Raw genomic sequence first — 19387 nt, 5'->3', positions numbered from 1 at the left:
TTTAACTATTATATATAAGTATTGCTAATATATTCCATTTTAATCTTCTGACGCCGGACTCCGCTCTTTTCCTTATGCTACCGTCCAGTCCTTTGCCAGTTCGATCAGCTGCGGTACATAGACCGACAAATCGATATCATTCACTTTATTAATGGTCTCTACCCAATCCGCAGGCACAGTTTCGATTCCCGAATAGGCTCCGGCCATAGCTCCGGCCATAGCTGCGTTGGTATCGCAGTCTCCGCCGAAATTCACGCAGTATTCATTGACCAGTTTTACATTGCCTTTGCCGAGAACAAAAAGAGCTACGGCAACCGGTATGGAATCGGCGGCCAAATCCATCCCCGCGTAGATATCATAAAGATCTTTCAGGGCCTGTTTTGGAGTTTCCGCTTTCTTTACGATCTCACAGGCATGGGCAATTCTTTTGGAAATGGACGGCGCACAGATTTTATTGCCGTAAGCGGCGCCTAAGTCGGCGGCTTTCTGAGTTTCCAGCACGATCTTGTCCAGATCCGTTTCTCCCATCAGGCATACTGCAACACCTCTTGCGATTGCGGCGGCAGAGGATACGCAGACATCGGTGTTATGGGTCGGCATACAGGTCATGTAAACGTCTTTTACCAGGTCTTCACAGCCGGACTTCCTGATTCCGTGAATGATGCCCACCGGGCTGATTCTCATAGCGGAACCGTTTGTATTGCCGTTTATACCTGAAGTATGGATATCGGCGCCTTCCCGGATGGCCTTTAACGCGCGTTCGGTGCTGGGGCCCAACGGGCTGGCATATTTTCCTTTCACACGGTCCGCCCATTTGATGATTTCATTTACTACATCGTGGGGAACCACTTTTTTGTTGCGGATGAATGAATGCATCAGCGCCAGCGCCTGTTCCGTGTCATCGGTATATTCTCCGGACTTTAAGCCGTCGTGGAAAATGTGTCCCGGAGCGGGCGGATAAAAGGTGTCGATCCAGCCCCATGTGTCCTCCACCTGCTTCTGCGGATAAGTGGATGACGGAACCCCCAATGCGTCTCCGGTGGCCATGCCGTAAAGAGACCCTAATACCCTGTTTTCTAATGTAATACTCATGTTTGCTACCTCCTGTAATCATTGACTTTTATGTATTTTTCTCTTATAATCAATTAATTAAGATTAAAAGAAAAGTGCGGTGAATTTATGCATTCCATTGATAAGAACTCTCCCATCCCTGCGTATTATCAGGTATATAACGATCTGAAAAAACGCATCTCCATCCATGAATGGGCTGTGGGACGGCCAATTCCTTCTGAAGCAAAACTGAACGACGAATATAAGGTCAGCAGGATCACCATCCGGCAGGCTTTAAAAGAGCTGGAACGGGATGGATTCATCAAGCGCCAGCAGGGAAAGCCGGCGGTTGTCAATGAAATCCGTTCCCCATTTGTCCATAACCTGAGCTATAATCTGGTGTCCAGCGAACGTTTTAACTCCGGCGGCCTCCAGTCCTATAATATTACGGCCGAGAAAGTTGAGCAGTATGTGATTAAAGAGGCTTCGGCAGAAATCTGCGGCCCGCTTCAGATCCCTTTGGGCTCTCCTGTTTTTTATTTTTCCAGGCTCTATTATTCCAATGGAAAGCCGGTTGCTTTAGGAAAGTCCTGGATTCCATCCCATTTTGTGCCGGGAATCGAATCCATCGATATTCCCAATAATAAGCTTTCTGCCACCCTGGCTCACGATTATAACCTGATCGCCGCAGAGGTGGATGATACGATTGAAGTGACCCGCCCTACTCTGGAGGAAACGCATCTTCTGGATATCTCTCCGGATTCTCCGCTGATGCTGGTTAACGGCCTGTCCGTTTTGGAAGACCAGACTCCGTTGGAGCTTTCCAGCACATTTTGGATCGGCAACGCGGTGCGCTTCAAACTCACTTTAAAGAATGTCGGCGGTTCTTATCAGATTGACAATAAAATTTTATAAAAATACCCTGGCAGGCAGCATGAATGGAATATGCCGTCTGCCAGGGCATTTTTATGGCTTTATTTTATCCTTCGATTACCTTTACGTAGAATTTCCGTTTTCTGGGGCCGTCGAATTCCAGGAAAAAGATTCCCTGGGAACCGCCTAAAAGAAGCTTTCCGTCTTCTACAATAAAGCACATCTCCACTCCCATCAGGGAGGATTTCACGTGTCCGGCCGCGTCCTGCGGCGTGTCGTGCTGATGTTTAAAATCCACTTTAGTAGGGATCAGGCGGCAGATCTCATCCTGAAGATCCTCAAAACCTTTGGGGTCCCAGAAGGAAGTCACGGTCATGGACGCGGTGGTATGGGGATTGAACACCAGGCAAAGCCCTGATTTCACTCCGCTTTCGGATACGGCCTCCTTCACCTGGTCCGTTATATTAATCACATCATTATATTCTGTCTGTAAATCATATTTTTTCAGCATAGCGGCCTCCTGTTAAATTATTACGATCTCACTGTTTTTAAGTCCCGCCGCACCCTGGCAGAATTCCCATGGTCCGGTACAGCCGCGGCATTGTTTTTCATCTCCCATAGCCATCAGATAGGCTGCCAGCAGGCACACCGGCACAAACTGGGTCAGCGGCATGCTGTATGGAGTTCCGGGTTTCGGCACCCGGACATAATAGGCGTCCACGCCGAAATCTTCTTTCGTTCCATCCGTTATGATCATCAGCTTTCTTCCCATGCCGGCCGCCGCCTTTATCATCTCTTTCGTCCGGCTCAGGCCCGGGTTGGTGGTATTTGCCACAACAACGGTTCCCACCTGGTCCACATTCTTTAAGAAACAGTTTAAATGGAACCATTCTTCCGAATTAATGTGCATGGAATATCTTCCCGTAGCTTCCATCATCTTTGCATGGCCAAACCAAGCTGTCGCATAATCAAATCCGGCTCCCACATAATCAAATGCAGGAAGATCCTTCCACGCCTCGGCGATCTCTAATACAGAGGCGTCGATCTGAGGCATCATGTCAGCCAGCGCCTTACCCTGATCCCTCACTTCGTGGCGGTAAACAGAGGCCTGATCCATCGGATATCTGCCTCTCACTTCTCCCATGCGGATGGCTAATAATTCCAGCGCCATCAGGCATACCAGATAGGAACGGGTTCCCGGAGCGCTCTCAAACCTGGGGATTTCCAGCTGAAGTACGCGTTTTGCCTGCATTCCCACCGGAGATTCCGGTTTTCCGGTGATTGCCATGGTGAACGCTCCGTATTTGTTGCAGCGCTGAACTGCTTCCGATAAACGGGCTGCACCGCCGGAATTGCTGACGACGATCACGAGAGGGCTGAACGCATTGCCGGTTAAAAGTTTCTCCGGGGTATAGCGGCAGAGTTCCAGGGCCGGAATTAAATCCACTTTAATGCCGGTCAGAATCTCAAACATGGGCTTCATTGCCATGGTGGCCGCATAAGAATCTCCGCACCCTGTCAGAATAATTCTCTGGCAGGAATAGATCTCCTGAAATGATAAGATATTTCTTGTTTTAGGCTCCAAATCCGCATACTGAGCATCCATCAGTTCCGGAAGGCTCATGACCTGGCGCCTCATTGCATTGTCGTATGTAGCACTCATATTGTTCCTCCTGCACTGCCGTCTAAACGGCATTTATTTTATCTGAATCCGGCTGAACCAGGGACAAAAGATACTGTCCCAGCTCATAGCTGTACCTGAGGGCCGCCGGAATCACTTCGTCCGGGACAGCCTGGGTATAGCGGTGGGTTTCATACGTAAAGTCGCCCTGATATCCGATCGCATTGAGGGCTTCCATAATCTCCTTCCAATCCGTAGCGCCCATGAAAGGAAGGATGTGGTCGTCATTTTTCCCGTTATGATCCGAGATGTGGGTGGCCTTTAAACGGTTTCCAATCAGGTTCAGGGCGCTTGTCTGGCTCTGCTGCATGATGCTGGCATGTTCCGCGTCCCAGCAGATCCCAACGTTGTCATAGGGAAGGGAATCCACCAGATCCACCAGTTCTTCCGCCGTTGTGGTATAACGCCTTTTGGGTGAAATGTTGAGATCCCAAAGGTTTTCAATCGCAATGCCCACCCCGTTTTCTGCCGCCAGTTCAATCACCGGTTTAAAATATTCCAATGCCTTTTGTTTCGAACTTTTCACCGGAGTGGCCGAATCGAAATCCGTTCCCGCATGAATGACCAGCCATTTGATCTTCAAACGCCCTGCGGACACAATTCCCCTGCGGATCAGTTCGTCCAGATATTCTTTGTCCTTTATGCCCGGATCGCAGTAGTTGTAAAAATGGGAATGCCCCTGGGAAAATTCAATCCCGCACGTTTCCTTCGCCTCCATGGCCTGATCCAGCCATCTTTCCCAGCCATCCTCCCGAAAGGGTGTCTGAAAGGTGGAAAAATCATGGAAATTCATGTCCAGAACCCGGTAACCGGCTTCTGATATCCGGCGGATGGAATCGGTGACCGACGCCTTTATTCCACCCGGGCGGTTAAAATACATACATGTTGATGTTGATAGTCTCATGATGCCTCCTCTGTATCTATTCTGCAAAACACCCGCACTGCCTCCATCACTCCGTCCAAATGATCTTCGGAAGCGACATAATCAGCACACTCCTTTGCATCCGGAATCGCATTGGACACGGCAGCCCCTATTCCCGCTTCCTTCAGCATTTCGCAGTCATTTTTATGATCGCCGATTGCCAGCACATCTTCCATTCCGATACCCAGATAGCCGGCCAGAAACTGAACGGCGCTGGCCTTGGTGGCCCGGCAGTTTACGATCTCAACCGACATATCCGTATATCTTGTAAAGCCGTATTCGGGCGGAAGCTTCCTGCACAGCTCTTCCATCAGCGCAATCCGTCCGGTACGGCGGTTATCCATAATCATCAGCTTTTCCAAAAGCGTGTGATTCCAGATTTCCTCTGAAAGTATCATGGGGTCCTGATAATACCCCTGTTCTTTTCTCTGATCTAAAATCCATGGAGTTTCTTTATAGTAAAATTCGCTGCCGCCTATACTGAACACCACGGACATATCCAGACGGTCTGCCTCTTCTATAAGAGAGCGCAGCCCCTTTAAAGCGATCTGATGCTGTTTTATTATTCTTCCCCTCTGTAAAATCACAGCGCCGTTACAGGCGATATAGGGGATTTCCAGCCCCAGGAGTTCCTCATATTTTTCACTCAGGCACTGGCTTCTGCCGGTGGCCATCGTAAAAAGAATGCCCTTCTCCTTCAGCTTTTGAATCATCCTGACGGCTCGCCCGCCCAGAACCGAGTTCTGGGCTAAAAGCGTGCCGTCCATATCACTGACAACTAGTTTTACCATAACAGATTTCCTTTTCTTTTACTGATTTGCTCTTACATAGTTGGAAAGTTTATCGTTGCAGTCATTGACAATGTTGTCATGGGTGGTCTGAATATCCTGCTGTCCGCTTCCGAACAATTCCATGTTGTCGCGGATGATTCCGTCGATTTCCCAGTTGATGATATCAAATGGTTCCTGTACGTTTGGATTGGAATTTCTCAGTTCATCGCATGCAACCGCAAACTTATCATTTTCTTCCAGGAAGGTCTTCATCTCATCCAGGTCGTATGTACCGTTATTAACCGGGATATATCCGGTCGCGCTGCAGAAATCATACTGTGCCTCGGGGCTTGTCAGATACTGGGTAAAGATCCAGGCCGCATCCACAACATCCGGATTTCCGCGGTCGAACATAACTGTGCTGGAACCGCCTACGGCTACTCCGCCTTTGTCATCTGCGCTTACCTTTGGAAGGTATGCGGTTCCCCAGTCAAAGTTATCTCCCACTAAGCTTGTGATCTTGCCGATACGTGCGGAAGACATAACTGCCATTCCGAATAACTGCATGGAGAATTCTTCGTTGATGTTGTCTTCCACTTCTTTATATCCGCCTGTTTTAACCACTTTATCCCATTCATTTAAGTAATTCATTAACGTTCCGTCTTCGCCGAATGTGACCTTGCTCATCATTCCGGTGCGGCCGCCTTCGTTGTCTCCAAAGAAGTTGTATTCGCCCTGCATTCCGATCCAGTTTGCAAGCTGGTAACGTCTGACCGCCACATTAAGACCGTAACGTGTAACCTGGCCTTTATCGTCCTTCTGCATCAATTTGGCTATGCAGTCCGCCATATCTGCGATGGTTGCAGGCGGATTTTCCGGATCCAGTCCGACTTCTTTAAACATATCTTTGTTATAATAGAGAAGAATTGCAGATGCATTAAACGGCATGGCGATCATCCGTTCCTGATAGCTGGCCGCTCTGGCCGCATTTGGCAGAAGGTCTTCTTTCTTTACCGTCACATCTTTTCCCGACGCATACATATCTTCTGTGGGAATCACCTGCTCATAGTCTTTAATAGAAGGAATTCCTGCATTGGCGATCATGGCGCAGTCCGGGAAATTGGCCGTATCCTTGGCCTGATACAAGGTCTTTAACTTTTCATTGATATCGTCGCCCTGGAAAATGCATTCCACCGTGATGCCTTTGTCTTTGCCAACGGTTTCATTGAATTTCTGCACTACTGCGTTAATTGCCGTTTCATTGGCTCCCGTCATGGTATGCCAGTATTCCACTCTCACAGCGCCGCCCGCCTCGGACTGGCTCGTTTCTTTGGCCGCTTCGCTTCCTGCTGCTGCCGTTGTTGCTGCTTCACTGCTCTTTGCCGGTTCCGGCGCACTTCCTGATCCGCCGCATGCGGTCAGTCCCGCTGTCATAGCGGCTGCTAATAAGATACTCATAGCTCTCTTCATAAGTGTAATTTCCTCCTTCTTTTTTCTGTATTTTCTGGGTTTATCCCTTAACAGAACCTACCATAATGCCGCTTACGATCTGCTTTTTAAAGATGATGAAAACTAAGATCGTGGGCACCAAAACAATTGTTGCAGCCGCCATGATGGGGCCGTATACCGTACCGTCGGGGAAGTTTAACATGGTGATTCCCACCTGCACGGTTCTCATATCATTTTTATTCGTCACCAGCATCGGCCAGAGGTATGTATTCCAGGTGCCGATGAAAGCGGATATGAATACTGTAGTCAGAACTGACTTGTTAAGCGGAAGCAGTATCCTGGTGAAAAAGCGGAAGTTTCCGCAGCCGTCCACATTGGCCGCATCATAAAGTTCATTGGAAAATGACAGAAAATTCTGTCTCATCATCAGGATGTTGAGGGCCGATGCGCAAAAGACGATCATCATGCCGATGTATGTATTGATCAGCCCCAGCTTGGAGACGGTCTGGTAATTGGTAACCAAGAGGCAGTCCGCCGGAACCATTATGGTGGCCATGAACAGCATGAAAATCACATTTTTCCCTCTGAAAGTCAGAAATGCGAATGCAAATGCCGCCATGCTGGCCGTCAGCACACGGATCAGGCTGGAACTTCCCGCAATCACCAGGGAGTTCCACATATAGCGGATCAACGGAGTGGTGCTCAGGGCAATCTTGTAGTTTTCAAACTGGATTCTCCGCGGGAGCAGAGACAATTCCGTGTTCAGAATCTGATCGGAATCCATGAAGGAAACGCTGACCGCATAAAGAATCGGCGAGATAACAATGCAGCCTGCCGCTATGCATAAGACCTGAAACAGGATACTGAAAAAACGCTTTCTTGGATTACTTGTCATTGGTAATGCACCCCTTTCTTCTCAAATGCAAAACTCAGGCACATAGCCGCAAATGTGAGAATGAATGCGATGATTGCAGCGGCATATCCGTCATTATAATTCTGGTTATTAATGGACTGCTGGAACATATAGGAAATCATGGTCTGGGTGGAACCCTGCGGCCCGCCTTCCGTCAGAATCAGCACCAGCCCGGACATCATCATATTCTTCGCCAATGAATTGCAGATCAGGAAAAATACGGTTGGGGAAATGAGGGGAACCACGATCTTAACCGCCTTTTTCACCGTCCCGGCGCCGTCCACTTCCGCGCTTTCCAAAAGTTCAGCCGGAACACCTCTGACCGCCGCCAAAAGAAACAGGAAATTGTAACCGATGTTCATCCACACCGCTATGATGCTGAGGGAAATCATCGCAATCTTGGGATCGCCCAGCCAGCGGATCTTCTGGCCTACCAGATGGTTTAACGCTCCAATTGTCGGGTTATAGAGAAGGTTAAAGATCATGGCCGTTACGGATAATGACATGGCCATGGTGATGGCAAACATCGTCTCATAGATGGAAGATGTTTTTGTCTTCTTGCAGCAAAGCATGGCCAGCACCAGAGAGATTATAATCGCTACCGGAGAAGACAAGGCCACATAAATGAGTGTGTTACCGATTGACTTAATAAACTTTGGATCAGACAATACATGGATGTAATTCTCCATGCCGACAAAGTTTCTGATCTCCCCTTTTGCATTGACTAAAAAGAAACTGCTGTAAATCGTTTTGACAAACGGGTAAAAAGTGAAAACCGCAAAAAATGCTGCAGCCGGCAGTAAGTAAAGAAACGGCTCAACCTTTTTAGAAAATCTCTTTTTCCCTCTTCCTGCAATCATCGGTGAATCGTTCATCGACGTCCTCCTTTCTTGTGTGAGAAACAAATGACCCCTTTTTCATCTTGTTATACTTTTATAATATGTGTTAACTTGTAATAAATGTATCATAAGTATATAGGAATGTCAATACAAGTTGGACATTTTACACAAATTTCACATAAGGAGCTTTATCATAACATTTATTTATATAAGATCGGTACCATTCATAGTCCGTGGGAGGGGTTTGGCCGTCAGGCCGGATTCTTTAAGAGGGTAGACGCATCGAAGAGGCTGTGATAAAATAAACACGATATTTCGCCGGATTGCCGGCTTATTTTATGAAAAGCCTTACCACCGGAGGTTTAAGAAAACAGGTCTCCGGTAAGGCAGAATGAGGGGTTATCATGGAACAAAAACAAAAACGAAGCCAATGGGCCAGCAACTTAGGCTTCATATTGGCCGCCGCGGGAAGCGCCGTCGGATTGGGAAATATCTGGAAATTCCCCGGAAAAGTGGCTGCAAACGGCGGAGGGGCTTTTTTAATCTGCTACATTTTAATCGTGGCTTTCATCGGTTTTCCTGTCATGCTGGCTGAACTCTCCATCGGACGGAGCACCCAGAAAAATGTGATCGGTGCATTCAGGCAGCTAAACCGCCATTGGAGTTTTGCAGGAGGAATCGGGGTTTTGACCTTATTTGTGATTCTTTCCTATTATACCATCGTGGGCGGATGGGTTATGAAATACGTCTGGGTTTATTTATCGAGCGCTGATTTTGGTTCTGCAGCCGACGGAGCGAGCGTGTTCACCGCGTATTTTTCCGGCTTTATATCAAAACCGGTGGAACCTCTTTTGTGGGCGGCCGCATTCTTTTCTATGTGCATCTATGTGGTGGTGCACGGAGTGTCCGGGGGAATCGAACGGGTCAGCAAGATTCTGATGCCCGGCCTTTTCGTTCTTCTTCTGGGAATTGTGATCTATGCATTTACATTGGACGGAGCCAAAGAGGGGCTTGGATTCATGCTGAGAGTGGACCCGGCGCATTTTAACGGGGATACTGTGGTGGCCGCTTTAGGACAGGCCTTTTTCTCCCTGAGCGTGGGAATGGGCATTATGGTGACCTATGGTTCCTATGTTCCTAAGACGGAAAGCCTGGCAAAAAGCGCAGGCTGCATCTGCGTCCTGGACAGCCTGGTTGCCATTCTCTCCGGCCTTGCCATCATCCCGGTAGTCTATCTGACCGCAGGACCGGAAGGCATGGGTATGGGCGGAGGATTTGCCTTCATGGCCCTTCCGGAGATATTCAGCCGGCTTCCGGGCGGGAGATTTTTAGGGTTCGCATTTTTCCTTTTGCTTTTTTTAGCGGCTTTAACAAGCGCCATCAGCATATTGGAGAGCTGTATCGCCTGGCTGACCGAGGAATTTCATCTGTCCCGGTTAAAGGCCACCCTCTTTTTAGCGGTTCCTATGAGCGTTCTCAGCGCCGGTTATTCCCTGTCCCAGGGAGCTGTGGACATCCGCCTTCCGTGGTTTGATTTCACCAACGGCCTACACCGGATTCCCATGAACGCCGCCATGGAAAAATTCACGGATAACCTGATGATACCGTTGGGAGCTCTGTGCTTCTGCCTCTTTACCGGATGGATCTGGGGAACAAAAAATGCCTCCAGGGAACTGGAAACTTCCGGTCATCCGTTTGCCCTCAAAAAAATATGGGCATTTTCCGTCCGGTTTATGGCTCCAGCCGTAATCGTGGTGATTCTCTACTTTACTTTGGGCAAGGGGCAGGGCTTGTCATAGGTATATAATAGGTGTATGAAAATTCTAATCAGCCGAAAGGCACAAAAAACGTGGAATGAGGAACGGAGCAGAACGCTCCGTTCCTCATTCCACGTTTTCCAGCTGTTTAACCGGCCTTTTTCGCAAAATGAATTTTTATAAGATTTATACTTCCTTTAAACTAAACCGGCGCATTCCTGGCTCATCTCCCTCACGGAATCCGTTTCTGTCTGTTCCTCCGATAAATTGAACAATACCCGCTCCAGCAGATAGTAAACCCGCTCGAAGGAATCCATATAAAGATGTTCGTTGGGCGTATGGTAATCTTCATAGGTTGCTGCTGTGGTCACCATATCCATTTCAGGAATCTTATGCTTGAACACCACGCAGTCATTGCCTCCGTGGCTGATATTGACGACTGGTTCCTTACCGTACAGTTCCACGTAGGATTTAACCATGGTATCCCGGATAGGGGATACGGCTTCCCAGTCCCAGCCTTTATCCAGTTCCACCGATTCCACTTCCCATCCAAGGGTGCGCACAAAGGTTCTCATCTCCTCATCCAGAACATCTCCATGTATCATCTCCTCTGTGGAAATCACGGAAAAGATACGGACCGCATCCGGGTCTGTGTAGATTTTCTTCATGATCACAGAACATCTCACCTCGTCCAATTTACACGGTTTTCTGTTCCTGGCTCCATAGGGCATCAGATAAATGCTGTTGATCAGATTGTCACTGCATTCTTTGGTCATCATTTTTTGTCCGTCCTGCACAGGCACCGCACGGATTCTGATATCGGGATCGCTTTCCGCATATTCACGCCTGATGCACTGCTGCTGACGCTCCAGAATCTCATTCATGCGTGCCTCTTCTCCATCCGCCAGGCAGATTCTGGTCCGGCAGTCTTCCGGTATGCCTTTACCCAGTTTCTCGGTGGAAATCACGCGCACGTCCATATCCTGATTCAGGTAATGGAGAGCCCGAAACGTCATCTTTATGGCGCTGATCCTCTCTTTCGGCACATTGGCTCCCTGATCCCCGCCCCTTAATCCATCCACCAGAAGTTCATAGGTTTTTCCCTTTGTCTCTTCCCGTTCCGTTTTCAAAGCTGCGGTCATCTGGATTTTCGTCGTGGTTCCCATGCGGAAAACGCCTTCTGATCCCGCATCCAGCCCGATCATCCGCCTGGAATCAATTTTGCTCATATCAAATGCTTTCGCTCCGTCCAAACCTGTTTCCTCCTGAACGGTAAACAGGCATTCCAGGGGCGGATGCACCAGATCTTCTTTATCCAGCAGCGTCAGCATCATGGCAACCGCACAGCCGTTATCCGCTCCGAGCGTCGTTTTATTGGCGCGCAGAATATTTCCTTCCACGATCAATTCAATGGGGTCTGTCTCAAAATTGTGATCGGAATCCCCGGCTTTTGCCGCCACCATGTCCACGTGGCCTTCCAAAAGAACAGGAGGAAGATTTTCACAGCCTGCGCTTCCCTTTTTTTTAATCAGCACATTGTACATCCGGTCACGGTAACACCATAATCCGCGGCTTTCGGCAAACTCCACCAGGTACTGTGAGATTTCCTTCTCGTGAAAGGTAATTCTCGGGATTCTCGAAATATCTTCAAAAAAATGATATAAAGCCTGTGGCTCTCTGTCTTTAATCAAATAATCATTACTCATCTTGTCTGCTTCTCCGTATTTTTTATTTATTTCCTGAGATTTTTGTGCTACGACTGCTGTTCCTGCTGAAGCAGAAGCCTTCTCTGCTTGGCCGCTTTTGCCGTATGAAGCAGAAGAGCCAGGGCAATAACGCCATAAGATACAAACACCCTGAAATATTCCCCTATCTGCGTGTCATTAAAAAGGTTTGCGCCGGCCATGGGAGCAACCGTAAACAGCGTATGGAATAAAATAATCCCTAAAAATGCATGGCTGACATTGGCTTTTTTAATGGACGCTCCTCCGACTAAAAGAGCTGCAATTGCAAAGGTCGCAACCTGCTCATGGGCCGTATAGGTAGCAAAATTGCCGATATTCTGAATCGATATAATCTGGCCGAAACTGGCTAATACGGTTGAAATCACGATTGCAATGACTCTTGTCTTATCCACATTGATGCCCGACGCCACCGCCACCTTCATGTTCTGCCCAACCGACCGGAAATCCTGGCCCAGTTTCGTATTGATAAGAAATCTGGTAAATAAGGCTGCCAGAATCACCAGCACCGCCGTAAACACGGGGACGTCCACAAATGCCATGGCCATATTGATTTTTGCATTTCCTCTTACCAGAACCAGTAAAATGCCATAAACCACGACTGCTGCGCCCAGGCCTTTTACCCGGCCGAATCCATTTTGCTGCTGCAAGCCATCCGGCAAAGGCAGATTCCTCTGTGCCGTCAGAGTTCTCTGCCGCAGCTCCCCAAATAGCTTCCATGCAAATACAATCAGCAGCAGGATAAATCCATACAGAAATGCTTTATCGAGAGAAATCCTTAAAAGTTTATCAAATGCTCCCGCCGTCTTTTCCGACAATTTCATGGTATTTAACAGTCCGATTCCGCCGGATATGGTCATATCGGGATTGTTCAGAGGGATGATTCCACCGACTAAAACCATGAATATGAACTGGTAGACTCCATTTGCAAAAAAGCCCAGAATCATGCCCGTTATCATCTCCTGTCCTTTCGTTTTGTTGAAAAGACGTCCGATCAGCACGCCTAACAGGATGGCAATGGGAGTGCTGATTATAAGAGCCAGCACCAGACCGGCCACGCCTTCCACCTTCCAGTATGTGACCATAATCATAGCGGTCTGAGCGCTCATGGCTCCCAAAACAATGCCGAAATTAAGTCCCAGGCCGGCCAAAACGGGGATGATTAAGGACAACACCAGAATGCCGTTTCTGAAAAGCCTTTGAACGATCTGTTCAAATAAGAAAGCAGGGGTCTGATCGGCAACCGCGATGGCCGCCGCGCAGAGGATAATGAACATGACCGTTACGATATTATTGGTAAACAGATCCTTTATCTTTTTCATCATTTATCACCTGCTTTCGTAAGCGCATACAGAATGACTCCGTTGCTGATGATAATCCGGATTATTTCAGACAGATTTCCCTCCGGCATCACTTCATTGGCTATGGGAAGCGCGATTGTCAGCATGGTCTGGAACAGAACCGTTCCGAATATAACATGAGTAACTGAAGCCTTTCTCACCGTGGCCCCACCGATCAGAATCGCAGCCGCACAGCTGAATGCCATCATCAGAGGAGCGTTGTAAAACTGGTAGAATCCATAGCTCTGCGCATAGACGATAATGCCCACCGCGCCCAGACAGGTGGAAATCACCATACCCAAAATCCTGGTCTTATCCACTTTGATGCCAATGGCCTTTGCATAAGCCGGATTGGCCCCTCCGATCTTCATCTTGATTCCCAGTTTGGTGCGCAGAAAGATCCACATCAGCAGACAGAGGAACAGGGAAAATAAGATCAGCCCTGTGGGAATTTCGATATTGCGGGTAATTTTAATCTTTAAAAAGTTATCCAATATTTTTTCATAGCTGCCTTCTACAGAAACGATATTTCTGAGCCCTGAACCCATGGGAAATGTGATCGCATCATTTTTAAACGGAGACACCAGCCAAACAATATCCATAAACGCAACCACCGAGAATCCCACATAAGTGGCGATCATTCCCTCCGAGCCCCTGACCTTGTTGAGCAGAATTCCATAACCGGTTCCAAACAGCGCAGCCAGAGGAAGGGAAATTACAATCGCCGCCAGAAAACCGGCCAGGCCCGTGATCCTCAGTTCCAGACTAAGTGCCCCTCCTAAAAGCCCGCAGACAATTCCCAGGGGGAGTCCATAGTTCATGCCGATTCCTGACGTGATGGAAGGAACCATGGCTAACACCAGGATCAGATTCATAAAAATTCTGGTTAAGGATTGGGAAAACAGCATATCGGACTGCAGCCCCAGCACCGGCAGAAGCAGGCACAAAACCAGGACAAATCCTGTGATAATCAGCCTTGGCAGTCCGATTGACCGGTAAAGACCGCTTAATTTTGTCTTACTCATTTTCCTCACCTCCCGCCGTTTTTTCACTGGCTCCCGACATCATCAGCCCGTATTCCGCATCCGGAGCGTCAGGAAGAAGCACACCCTGGATCTTCCCTTTGGTTATGATCACGATTTTATCGCATACGGAACGCAGTTCCTTCAATTCACTGGACGTGACCACAATGGTCACTCCGTCTTCCCGGTTCAATTTTTGAAGATAATCCAACACTATCTTTTTCGCCCCGATGTCGATTCCCCTTGTGGGTTCCGATACAAACAGCATCTCCGGTTCCAGCGTAAGGGCCGCCGCGATGCAGACTTTCTGCTGGTTTCCGCCGGATAATGCGCCTACGGCCTGCTTGGGCCCGGTGCATTTGATCTGAAGCTCTCCGATCATCTTTTTCGCCCGTTCATTGATCTTTTTCCTGTCGATCTGCCTGAGCGGCCCATACTGTTTCAGGAACTGGCCGTGAACCTGCATGGAGGGATTGACTATGTTGTCCTCGATGGAATCCTGCAGAATCAGGCCCACGCCTTTCCTGTCCTCCGATACAAAAGCGATATGCTTTCGAAGAACCGCCAAAGGATCGTTCAGTTTTAAACGTTCGCCTTTATAAACCACTTCTCCATCCGCATGACAGATTCCTAAAATACCATTGGATATGCCCAGCTTGCCATATCCGGCCAGCCCGGCAAATCCTACGATCTCGCCTTTTTTAATATCCAGATCGATACCCTTTACCATCTCTCCCGGCATCATGACTTTTAAGTCTCTGATGGACATCAGCGTTTCTCCGTCCGAAAAATCCCGGTACTTCGCAATGGAATCCGCGTCAATTCCCCTTCCCACCATCAGTTCCGCCAATTGAACCGTGGACGCATTTTTACCTGGAATAGTGGTCACCTGCTCTCCGTCCCGCATAACCATGATTTTATCGGAAATCCGGATCACCTCATCCAGTTTATGACTGATAAAGAGGATACCAACGCCGGAATCTGCAATTTTCCTCATAACTTCCAAAAGCCTTTGGGATTCGCTTTCCGTCAGAACCGCCGTGGGCTCGTCAAATACGATCACCTTAATATCCTGTTTGTCGATCTCCCGGGCGATTTCCACAAACTGCATATACCCCACCGGCATGCCTTCCACAAGAGCCCATTCGTCGATCCCAAGCCCCACCCGGTCCAGGGCTCTTCTGGCATCCTGCTTCATGGTTTTCCGGTCCAGAGTTTCCAGCTTTTTGCCAAATGCCCGGCTGAACGGGTTGGGTTTTGTCAGCTCCCGGTTCAGTTTAATATTTTCCGTCACGGTAAAATCCGGAAGCAGCATAAATTCCTGATGCACCATTCCAATTCCCAGTTCCATGGCATGATACGGTGATTTTATGGATACTTCCTTCCCCTCGTAAAATACCTTGCCTTCATATCCGCCTGTCGAATGAATTACCGGCATTCCAAACAAAACGTTCATAAGGGTTGATTTGCCCGCCCCGTTTTCCCCGATCACAGACATGATCTCGCCGGGCTTCAGATGAAAACTGATCCCTTTGAGTACCCGGTTTCCATAGTATTCCTTGCCTATATCCTTCATTTCCAGGACATACTCATATTCCGCCATTCCTCATCACCTGTCTTATGTATTTTTAGAGAAAAAGCAAGCGGTGGCCTGCCTGCTCTTCTATTTGGTACTTCGTGCTTAGGATAATTCCCGGCCCAGGGCGCGGCTCTTTACCGGTTCCCTGCTTCCGGAACGGGAGATTCCCGTATGACTATGCAATTATTCGCCGAAGGTGCTGAAGTCAACCAGTTCTCCGGTCACATAGATTACATTGTCAAATTTCGTTCCGTTGTTGTCCACGTAATTGCTGAACTGGATATCGGCTTTGGCGTACTCGGACATTTTCTCTTTTAACACATCCGGGTCGAATTTGCCGTTTGTCTGGCCTTCACAATAGGCTTTGGCATATTCCACGCCAGCGCAGATGAACATGGGATAAACTGCAAAGCTCCATGTGGAAAGACGTTTTTCCATTCCAAGAGCCGTGGATTTTTCTTTGATCTGCTGAAGGCCGTACTGGAAATCGCCTTTTTTATCTTCCGGTATCTCAATTCCCAGTGCCGCCGGATAGCCGTTAAATGGTGATGGGTCGGACTGGAGGATATAGATTGCTCCGCCTTCCACAACTGCCTTAATCATAGGTTCATTCATCGCCACGCCGGTTGCATAAAATGCGGTGTCAGGGCCAAATTCTTCGATCTTTCTTCTCACGTCTTCCAATACAAACTGCTGGGTTCCTGCTACGCCGGCATCGCTTTGGGTATCCGGTGTCATGACTTCCATGAACTCGATTCCCAGCTCTTCGCATTTCGCCTTAATCGCTTCATATCTGGTATGGATTACCTGCATTGCCATCTGACGCGGGAAGGAATAATGGATCAGCCTGGTTGCGCCTCTCTCTTTTGCGCCTTCCACCATCTGAATTCCCAATTCTTCCGTTGCTTTCTGAAGACAGATATCCGCAACTCCGTCCGCACCGATCACAGCCGGATCTTCCGTCATACCGCCTACGATACAGAGCATGTCAGGGCGTTTTTCCTTGATCTTCTGGATCGCAGCCGTGGTTCCCTCAATGGCCTGACAGAACACAATGGCTTTTACATCCGGATCGGATGCCAGGCTCAGCGCGTTGGAAATTGTAGTCTCGAGCTCTGAAGACTTGTCCGGATATGTGGCAGTCACGATCATATCCCCGTATTTCGCTTTCATTGTCATAGCGGCACGGTAATTTTCTTCTGTTGAGGACACTGTATCTGTCATGATTCCGATTTTATAATTTCCCATAGCCTCGGCCTGTGAGGTTTCGCCTTCTTTTTTATCCGCCGGAGCCTCTGATCCGGCAGCCGTCGTCCCGGCAGATGAACTCCCCCCTGTTGAAGCGGCTGGCTGGCTTGATGACCCGCAGGCGCATAATCCGCCTATCATAGAAACTGCCAGCAGCAATGACATCATTTTTTTCATTTTCCTCATCTTTTCTTCCTCCTAGCGTGTGATTTTCTAATCCGGAAAAGGATGGATACAACTCCATTTTCTATCCCGTTGATTAACAAATAATTATTATTTTTGCACTAATAATCTGTTAAATCTAGTTTTATATTATAGTATTTGCACAAATAAATCCAATATATAATATTCATAAATACTATTGAAAAAATCAATAGTATACATTAAAATTAATTTATTATATTAGTTTTAACGCTGCACTTATGAGGAGAAAATTATGGATTTAAAACAGCTGAACTACATCGTTGTGATAGCGGAAGAACAGAATCTGACCAGGGCGGCCGAACGCTTATTCGTATCACAGTCCACGCTGAGCCTTTTTCTTGGAAAATTGGAAAAAGAACTTGGATTATCCCTGTTTGCCAGAGAAAAGAACCGGCTTTCCATCACTCCGGCCGGAGAACTCTATGTAGAAACCGCAAGAAAGATGCTGGACATGAAAAAAGAGCTTTATGAAAAGCTCCATATCTGTCAAAACGACGATACGCTGAATATCGGCATATCCTCCCAAATGGTTCTTCAAATCTTTGCAAAAGTTTTTGCCAAATACAAGCCCACCGCCCCCAATTTCAATGCGAATGTGATGGAAGGCCGCGCCGTAGCCATCCTGGATAAGCTTCATGAAGGAAAACTGGATATAGCAATCATCGGCCGCGGAGAACTGATCAGGGACGACCGTTATCATATCCAGCTGATGAAAAAAGAGGAAGTCTGGCTGGTGGTTCCTCCAAACCATCCCAATGCGGCAGCCGCATCTACGGATTACGATAATCCGCCTGTGGCGGACATGTCTCTGTTTGCAAACGAAAATTTCGCCCTGTCCCCCAGGGATACCTGCGACTATCAAATCGCTCTGAGACTGTTTAACGATTATCACATGAATGCAGGCGTTGTCTGCGAGTTAAACAGCACCATCGCCCTGTGCCGCATGGTTTTACAGGGACTTTGCCTGTCTGCCATTCCCTGTTACTGCATTCCCAGGGATATGGGACTGCTGGTCTGCCGGCCTGACAAACCTTATTACCGGTATATGCTCTGTCTCCAGCGTAAAGACAGGCATCCAAGCCAGGATGAGTTAAACCTGATGAACCTGCTGACTGATACGTATGCGCATTATTATGATTGAAGGCTCGAGTTTCCGCGTTTTTTGGAGCCCGGTCTTGTGTGGGGGCCTGGCGTCCGGCTTTGCCGCAGGGGCCTTTCCAATATGGAGCCCGTCCTATTCCGGATTCGGGCATAAGAGGATGTAAGCGTGCGGGATTTTTCTAAAAACCTTTGGGAAAGACCGCAACTCGCTTACGCTCAAACAGGCGGCTCTTTCCCGCAGAACGAAAAAGTCCTGCGCGCTAACATCCTCTAATGCCCTGCATAGTCATAGGACGGGCTCCATATTGGAAAGGCCCCTGCGGCAAAGCCGGACGCCAGGCCCCCACACAAGACCGGGCTCCAAAAAACGCGGAAACTCAGGTTCTATCAGTAATACTTGAAATGTGTTGGTAGTTACTATTCGTGTTATAATGGTGATTCCTGGATCAGGCTTTTTTTAGCATCTTGGGCTATCAGGTAGATGACTCCGCCCAGGATCAGGAAACAGCCTGCGGCTTTTCCGGTTTTTCGCGAAAGATCATGCTGATCGCAAGGGATACCCATAAAGGATACATAAAATGGATGGTGGTGGCGGTTCCGACTGCGGTATAGCTGTAGGAACTGTAGAGAAGGGCGACGGTAAAGCTGCAGCCCAGGGATACTTCCACAATCGCCCGAAGCTGCTTACCTGAAAGCTTCATGTTTTCTTTTTTCATTAGTGCCAGGATAAACAGAAAGGGCAGGACAAACAGGTATCGAAAAAAGGCCAGGGTGATCCCGTTGCTGCCCATGGTATAGGTCATCCGTCCGATCACCGGCGTGAAGCCGTAGATCACCGCGGATAAGATTGTCAGTACAATTCCTTTTGCTTTCATGGATCTTTCTCCTGTTTTTTTC

The 19387-nt window shown here is 48.2% G+C and carries 17 protein-coding genes; 3 read left to right on the top strand and 14 right to left on the bottom strand.

Annotated elements, in window-relative coordinates:
- Nucleotides 1-72: 72 nt before the first annotated feature.
- A complete protein-coding gene (locus tag C0033_RS21720) occupies nucleotides 73-1092 on the bottom strand; it encodes an ADP-ribosylglycohydrolase family protein (RefSeq protein WP_103230018.1) in 1020 nt (339 codons plus the stop codon).
- 87 nt (nucleotides 1093-1179) lie between these two features.
- Between C0033_RS21720 and C0033_RS21715 the strand changes: the two genes are divergently transcribed.
- Nucleotides 1180-1965 (top strand): GntR family transcriptional regulator, encoded by a 786-nt coding sequence (locus tag C0033_RS21715; protein ID WP_103230017.1) that lies wholly within the window; start codon nucleotides 1180-1182, stop codon nucleotides 1963-1965.
- Between the two features lie 64 nt (nucleotides 1966-2029).
- Here the strand turns inward: C0033_RS21715 and C0033_RS21710 are convergent, their stop codons facing one another.
- Genes C0033_RS21710 through C0033_RS21680 form a run of 7 tightly spaced genes read right to left on the bottom strand, consistent with a single transcriptional unit; the run spans nucleotide 2030 to nucleotide 8533 of the window.
- Nucleotides 2030-2434, bottom strand: a complete 405-nt coding sequence (locus tag C0033_RS21710; RefSeq protein ID WP_103230016.1) for a secondary thiamine-phosphate synthase enzyme YjbQ — start codon at nucleotides 2432-2434, stop codon at nucleotides 2030-2032.
- A 12-nt stretch (nucleotides 2435-2446) separates the two neighbouring features.
- Entirely contained in the window at nucleotides 2447-3586 is a 1140-nt protein-coding gene (locus C0033_RS21705) for an SIS domain-containing protein (protein WP_103230015.1), read from the bottom strand.
- Nucleotides 3587-3608: 22 nt separating this feature from the next.
- Entirely contained in the window at nucleotides 3609-4508 is a 900-nt protein-coding gene (locus tag C0033_RS21700; protein WP_103230014.1) for a sugar phosphate isomerase/epimerase family protein, read from the bottom strand.
- Nucleotides 4505-5317: an HAD family hydrolase gene (locus tag C0033_RS21695; protein WP_103230013.1), complete on the bottom strand. Its 813-nt coding sequence runs from the start codon at nucleotides 5315-5317 to the stop codon at nucleotides 4505-4507. The genes C0033_RS21700 and C0033_RS21695 overlap by 4 nt, the downstream gene beginning before the upstream one ends.
- Nucleotides 5318-5335: 18 nt before the next feature.
- Nucleotides 5336-6754 carry an extracellular solute-binding protein gene (locus tag C0033_RS21690; RefSeq protein ID WP_180994849.1) on the bottom strand — a complete coding sequence of 473 codons (1419 nt, stop codon included), beginning with the start codon at nucleotides 6752-6754 and terminating at the stop codon, nucleotides 5336-5338.
- Between the two features lie 52 nt (nucleotides 6755-6806).
- Nucleotides 6807-7640 (bottom strand): carbohydrate ABC transporter permease, encoded by an 834-nt coding sequence (locus tag C0033_RS21685; RefSeq protein WP_103230011.1) that lies wholly within the window; start codon nucleotides 7638-7640, stop codon nucleotides 6807-6809.
- On the bottom strand, nucleotides 7637-8533 hold the full coding sequence (locus tag C0033_RS21680; RefSeq protein WP_242984573.1) for a sugar ABC transporter permease: 897 nt from the start codon (nucleotides 8531-8533) through the stop codon (nucleotides 7637-7639). Before C0033_RS21680 ends, C0033_RS21685 begins: the two co-directional genes overlap by 4 nt.
- 368 nt (nucleotides 8534-8901) lie before the next feature.
- On the opposite strand from C0033_RS21680, the gene C0033_RS21675 reads away from it, so the two are divergent.
- On the top strand, nucleotides 8902-10296 hold the full coding sequence (locus tag C0033_RS21675; RefSeq protein WP_103230010.1) for a sodium-dependent transporter: 1395 nt from the start codon (nucleotides 8902-8904) through the stop codon (nucleotides 10294-10296).
- Between the two features lie 155 nt (nucleotides 10297-10451).
- Here C0033_RS21675 and pepD read toward each other — a convergent pair whose 3' ends face one another.
- The 5 genes from pepD to C0033_RS21650 all read right to left on the bottom strand — a co-directional run bounded on the left by pepD (nucleotide 10452) and on the right by C0033_RS21650 (nucleotide 17371).
- Nucleotides 10452-11960: a beta-Ala-His dipeptidase gene (gene pepD, locus C0033_RS21670; RefSeq protein WP_103230009.1), complete on the bottom strand. Its 1509-nt coding sequence runs from the start codon at nucleotides 11958-11960 to the stop codon at nucleotides 10452-10454.
- A 47-nt stretch (nucleotides 11961-12007) separates the two neighbouring features.
- Nucleotides 12008-13318, bottom strand: a complete 1311-nt coding sequence (locus C0033_RS21665; protein WP_207656887.1) for an ABC transporter permease — start codon at nucleotides 13316-13318, stop codon at nucleotides 12008-12010.
- Entirely contained in the window at nucleotides 13318-14361 is a 1044-nt protein-coding gene (locus C0033_RS21660; RefSeq protein WP_103230007.1) for an ABC transporter, read from the bottom strand. The genes C0033_RS21665 and C0033_RS21660 overlap by 1 nt, the downstream gene beginning before the upstream one ends.
- Nucleotides 14354-15961: a sugar ABC transporter ATP-binding protein gene (locus C0033_RS21655; RefSeq protein WP_103230006.1), complete on the bottom strand. Its 1608-nt coding sequence runs from the start codon at nucleotides 15959-15961 to the stop codon at nucleotides 14354-14356. The genes C0033_RS21660 and C0033_RS21655 overlap by 8 nt, the downstream gene beginning before the upstream one ends.
- Nucleotides 15962-16120: 159 nt before the next feature.
- Complete coding sequence (locus tag C0033_RS21650) at nucleotides 16121-17371, bottom strand: DUF3798 domain-containing protein (protein WP_103230005.1); 1251 nt, start codon at nucleotides 17369-17371, stop codon at nucleotides 16121-16123.
- A gap of 250 nt (nucleotides 17372-17621) precedes the next feature.
- Here C0033_RS21650 and C0033_RS21645 point away from each other — a divergent pair, with 250 nt between their 5' ends.
- On the top strand, nucleotides 17622-18530 hold the full coding sequence (locus C0033_RS21645; protein ID WP_103230004.1) for a LysR family transcriptional regulator: 909 nt from the start codon (nucleotides 17622-17624) through the stop codon (nucleotides 18528-18530).
- A 457-nt stretch (nucleotides 18531-18987) separates the two neighbouring features.
- Here C0033_RS21645 and C0033_RS21640 read toward each other — a convergent pair whose 3' ends face one another.
- The gene (locus C0033_RS21640; protein ID WP_103230003.1) at nucleotides 18988-19365 is read right to left on the bottom strand and encodes a DMT family transporter; all 378 of its coding nucleotides are present in this window, start codon (nucleotides 19363-19365) and stop codon (nucleotides 18988-18990) included.
- Between the last annotated feature and the right edge of the window lie 22 nt (nucleotides 19366-19387).

The organism is Clostridium sp. chh4-2 (assembly GCF_002899675.1).
In the GTDB taxonomy this organism is placed as follows: Bacteria; Bacillota; Clostridia; order Lachnospirales; family Lachnospiraceae; genus CHH4-2.
Note: the sequence above shows the minus strand (reverse complement) of the source record. Positions and strands in the feature narration are given on the sequence as shown.

Bases quoted from the DNA above. Each gene is read 5' to 3' on its own strand.
- C0033_RS21655 (WP_103230006.1), bottom strand. From the start codon at position 15,961: ATGGCGGAATATGAGTATGTCCTGGAAATGAAGGATATAGGCAAGGAA.
- C0033_RS21715 (WP_103230017.1), top strand. From the start codon at position 1,180: ATGCATTCCATTGATAAGAACTCTCCCATCCCTGCGTATTATCAGGTA.
- C0033_RS21665 (WP_207656887.1), bottom strand. From the start codon at position 13,318: ATGAAAAAGATAAAGGATCTGTTTACCAATAATATCGTAACGGTCATG.
- C0033_RS21695 (WP_103230013.1), bottom strand. From the start codon at position 5,317: ATGGTAAAACTAGTTGTCAGTGATATGGACGGCACGCTTTTAGCCCAG.
- pepD (WP_103230009.1), bottom strand. From the start codon at position 11,960: ATGAGTAATGATTATTTGATTAAAGACAGAGAGCCACAGGCTTTATAT.
- C0033_RS21685 (WP_103230011.1), bottom strand. From the start codon at position 7,640: ATGACAAGTAATCCAAGAAAGCGTTTTTTCAGTATCCTGTTTCAGGTC.
- C0033_RS21680 (WP_242984573.1), bottom strand. From the start codon at position 8,533: ATGAACGATTCACCGATGATTGCAGGAAGAGGGAAAAAGAGATTTTCT.
- C0033_RS21720 (WP_103230018.1), bottom strand. From the start codon at position 1,092: ATGAGTATTACATTAGAAAACAGGGTATTAGGGTCTCTTTACGGCATG.
- C0033_RS21660 (WP_103230007.1), bottom strand. From the start codon at position 14,361: ATGAGTAAGACAAAATTAAGCGGTCTTTACCGGTCAATCGGACTGCCA.
- C0033_RS21690 (WP_180994849.1), bottom strand. From the start codon at position 6,754: ATGAGTATCTTATTAGCAGCCGCTATGACAGCGGGACTGACCGCATGC.
- C0033_RS21700 (WP_103230014.1), bottom strand. From the start codon at position 4,508: ATGAGACTATCAACATCAACATGTATGTATTTTAACCGCCCGGGTGGA.
- C0033_RS21705 (WP_103230015.1), bottom strand. From the start codon at position 3,586: ATGAGTGCTACATACGACAATGCAATGAGGCGCCAGGTCATGAGCCTT.
- C0033_RS21640 (WP_103230003.1), bottom strand. From the start codon at position 19,365: ATGAAAGCAAAAGGAATTGTACTGACAATCTTATCCGCGGTGATCTAC.
- C0033_RS21710 (WP_103230016.1), bottom strand. From the start codon at position 2,434: ATGCTGAAAAAATATGATTTACAGACAGAATATAATGATGTGATTAAT.
- C0033_RS21675 (WP_103230010.1), top strand. From the start codon at position 8,902: ATGGAACAAAAACAAAAACGAAGCCAATGGGCCAGCAACTTAGGCTTC.
- C0033_RS21650 (WP_103230005.1), bottom strand. From the start codon at position 17,371: ATGAGGAAAATGAAAAAAATGATGTCATTGCTGCTGGCAGTTTCTATG.
- C0033_RS21645 (WP_103230004.1), top strand. From the start codon at position 17,622: ATGGATTTAAAACAGCTGAACTACATCGTTGTGATAGCGGAAGAACAG.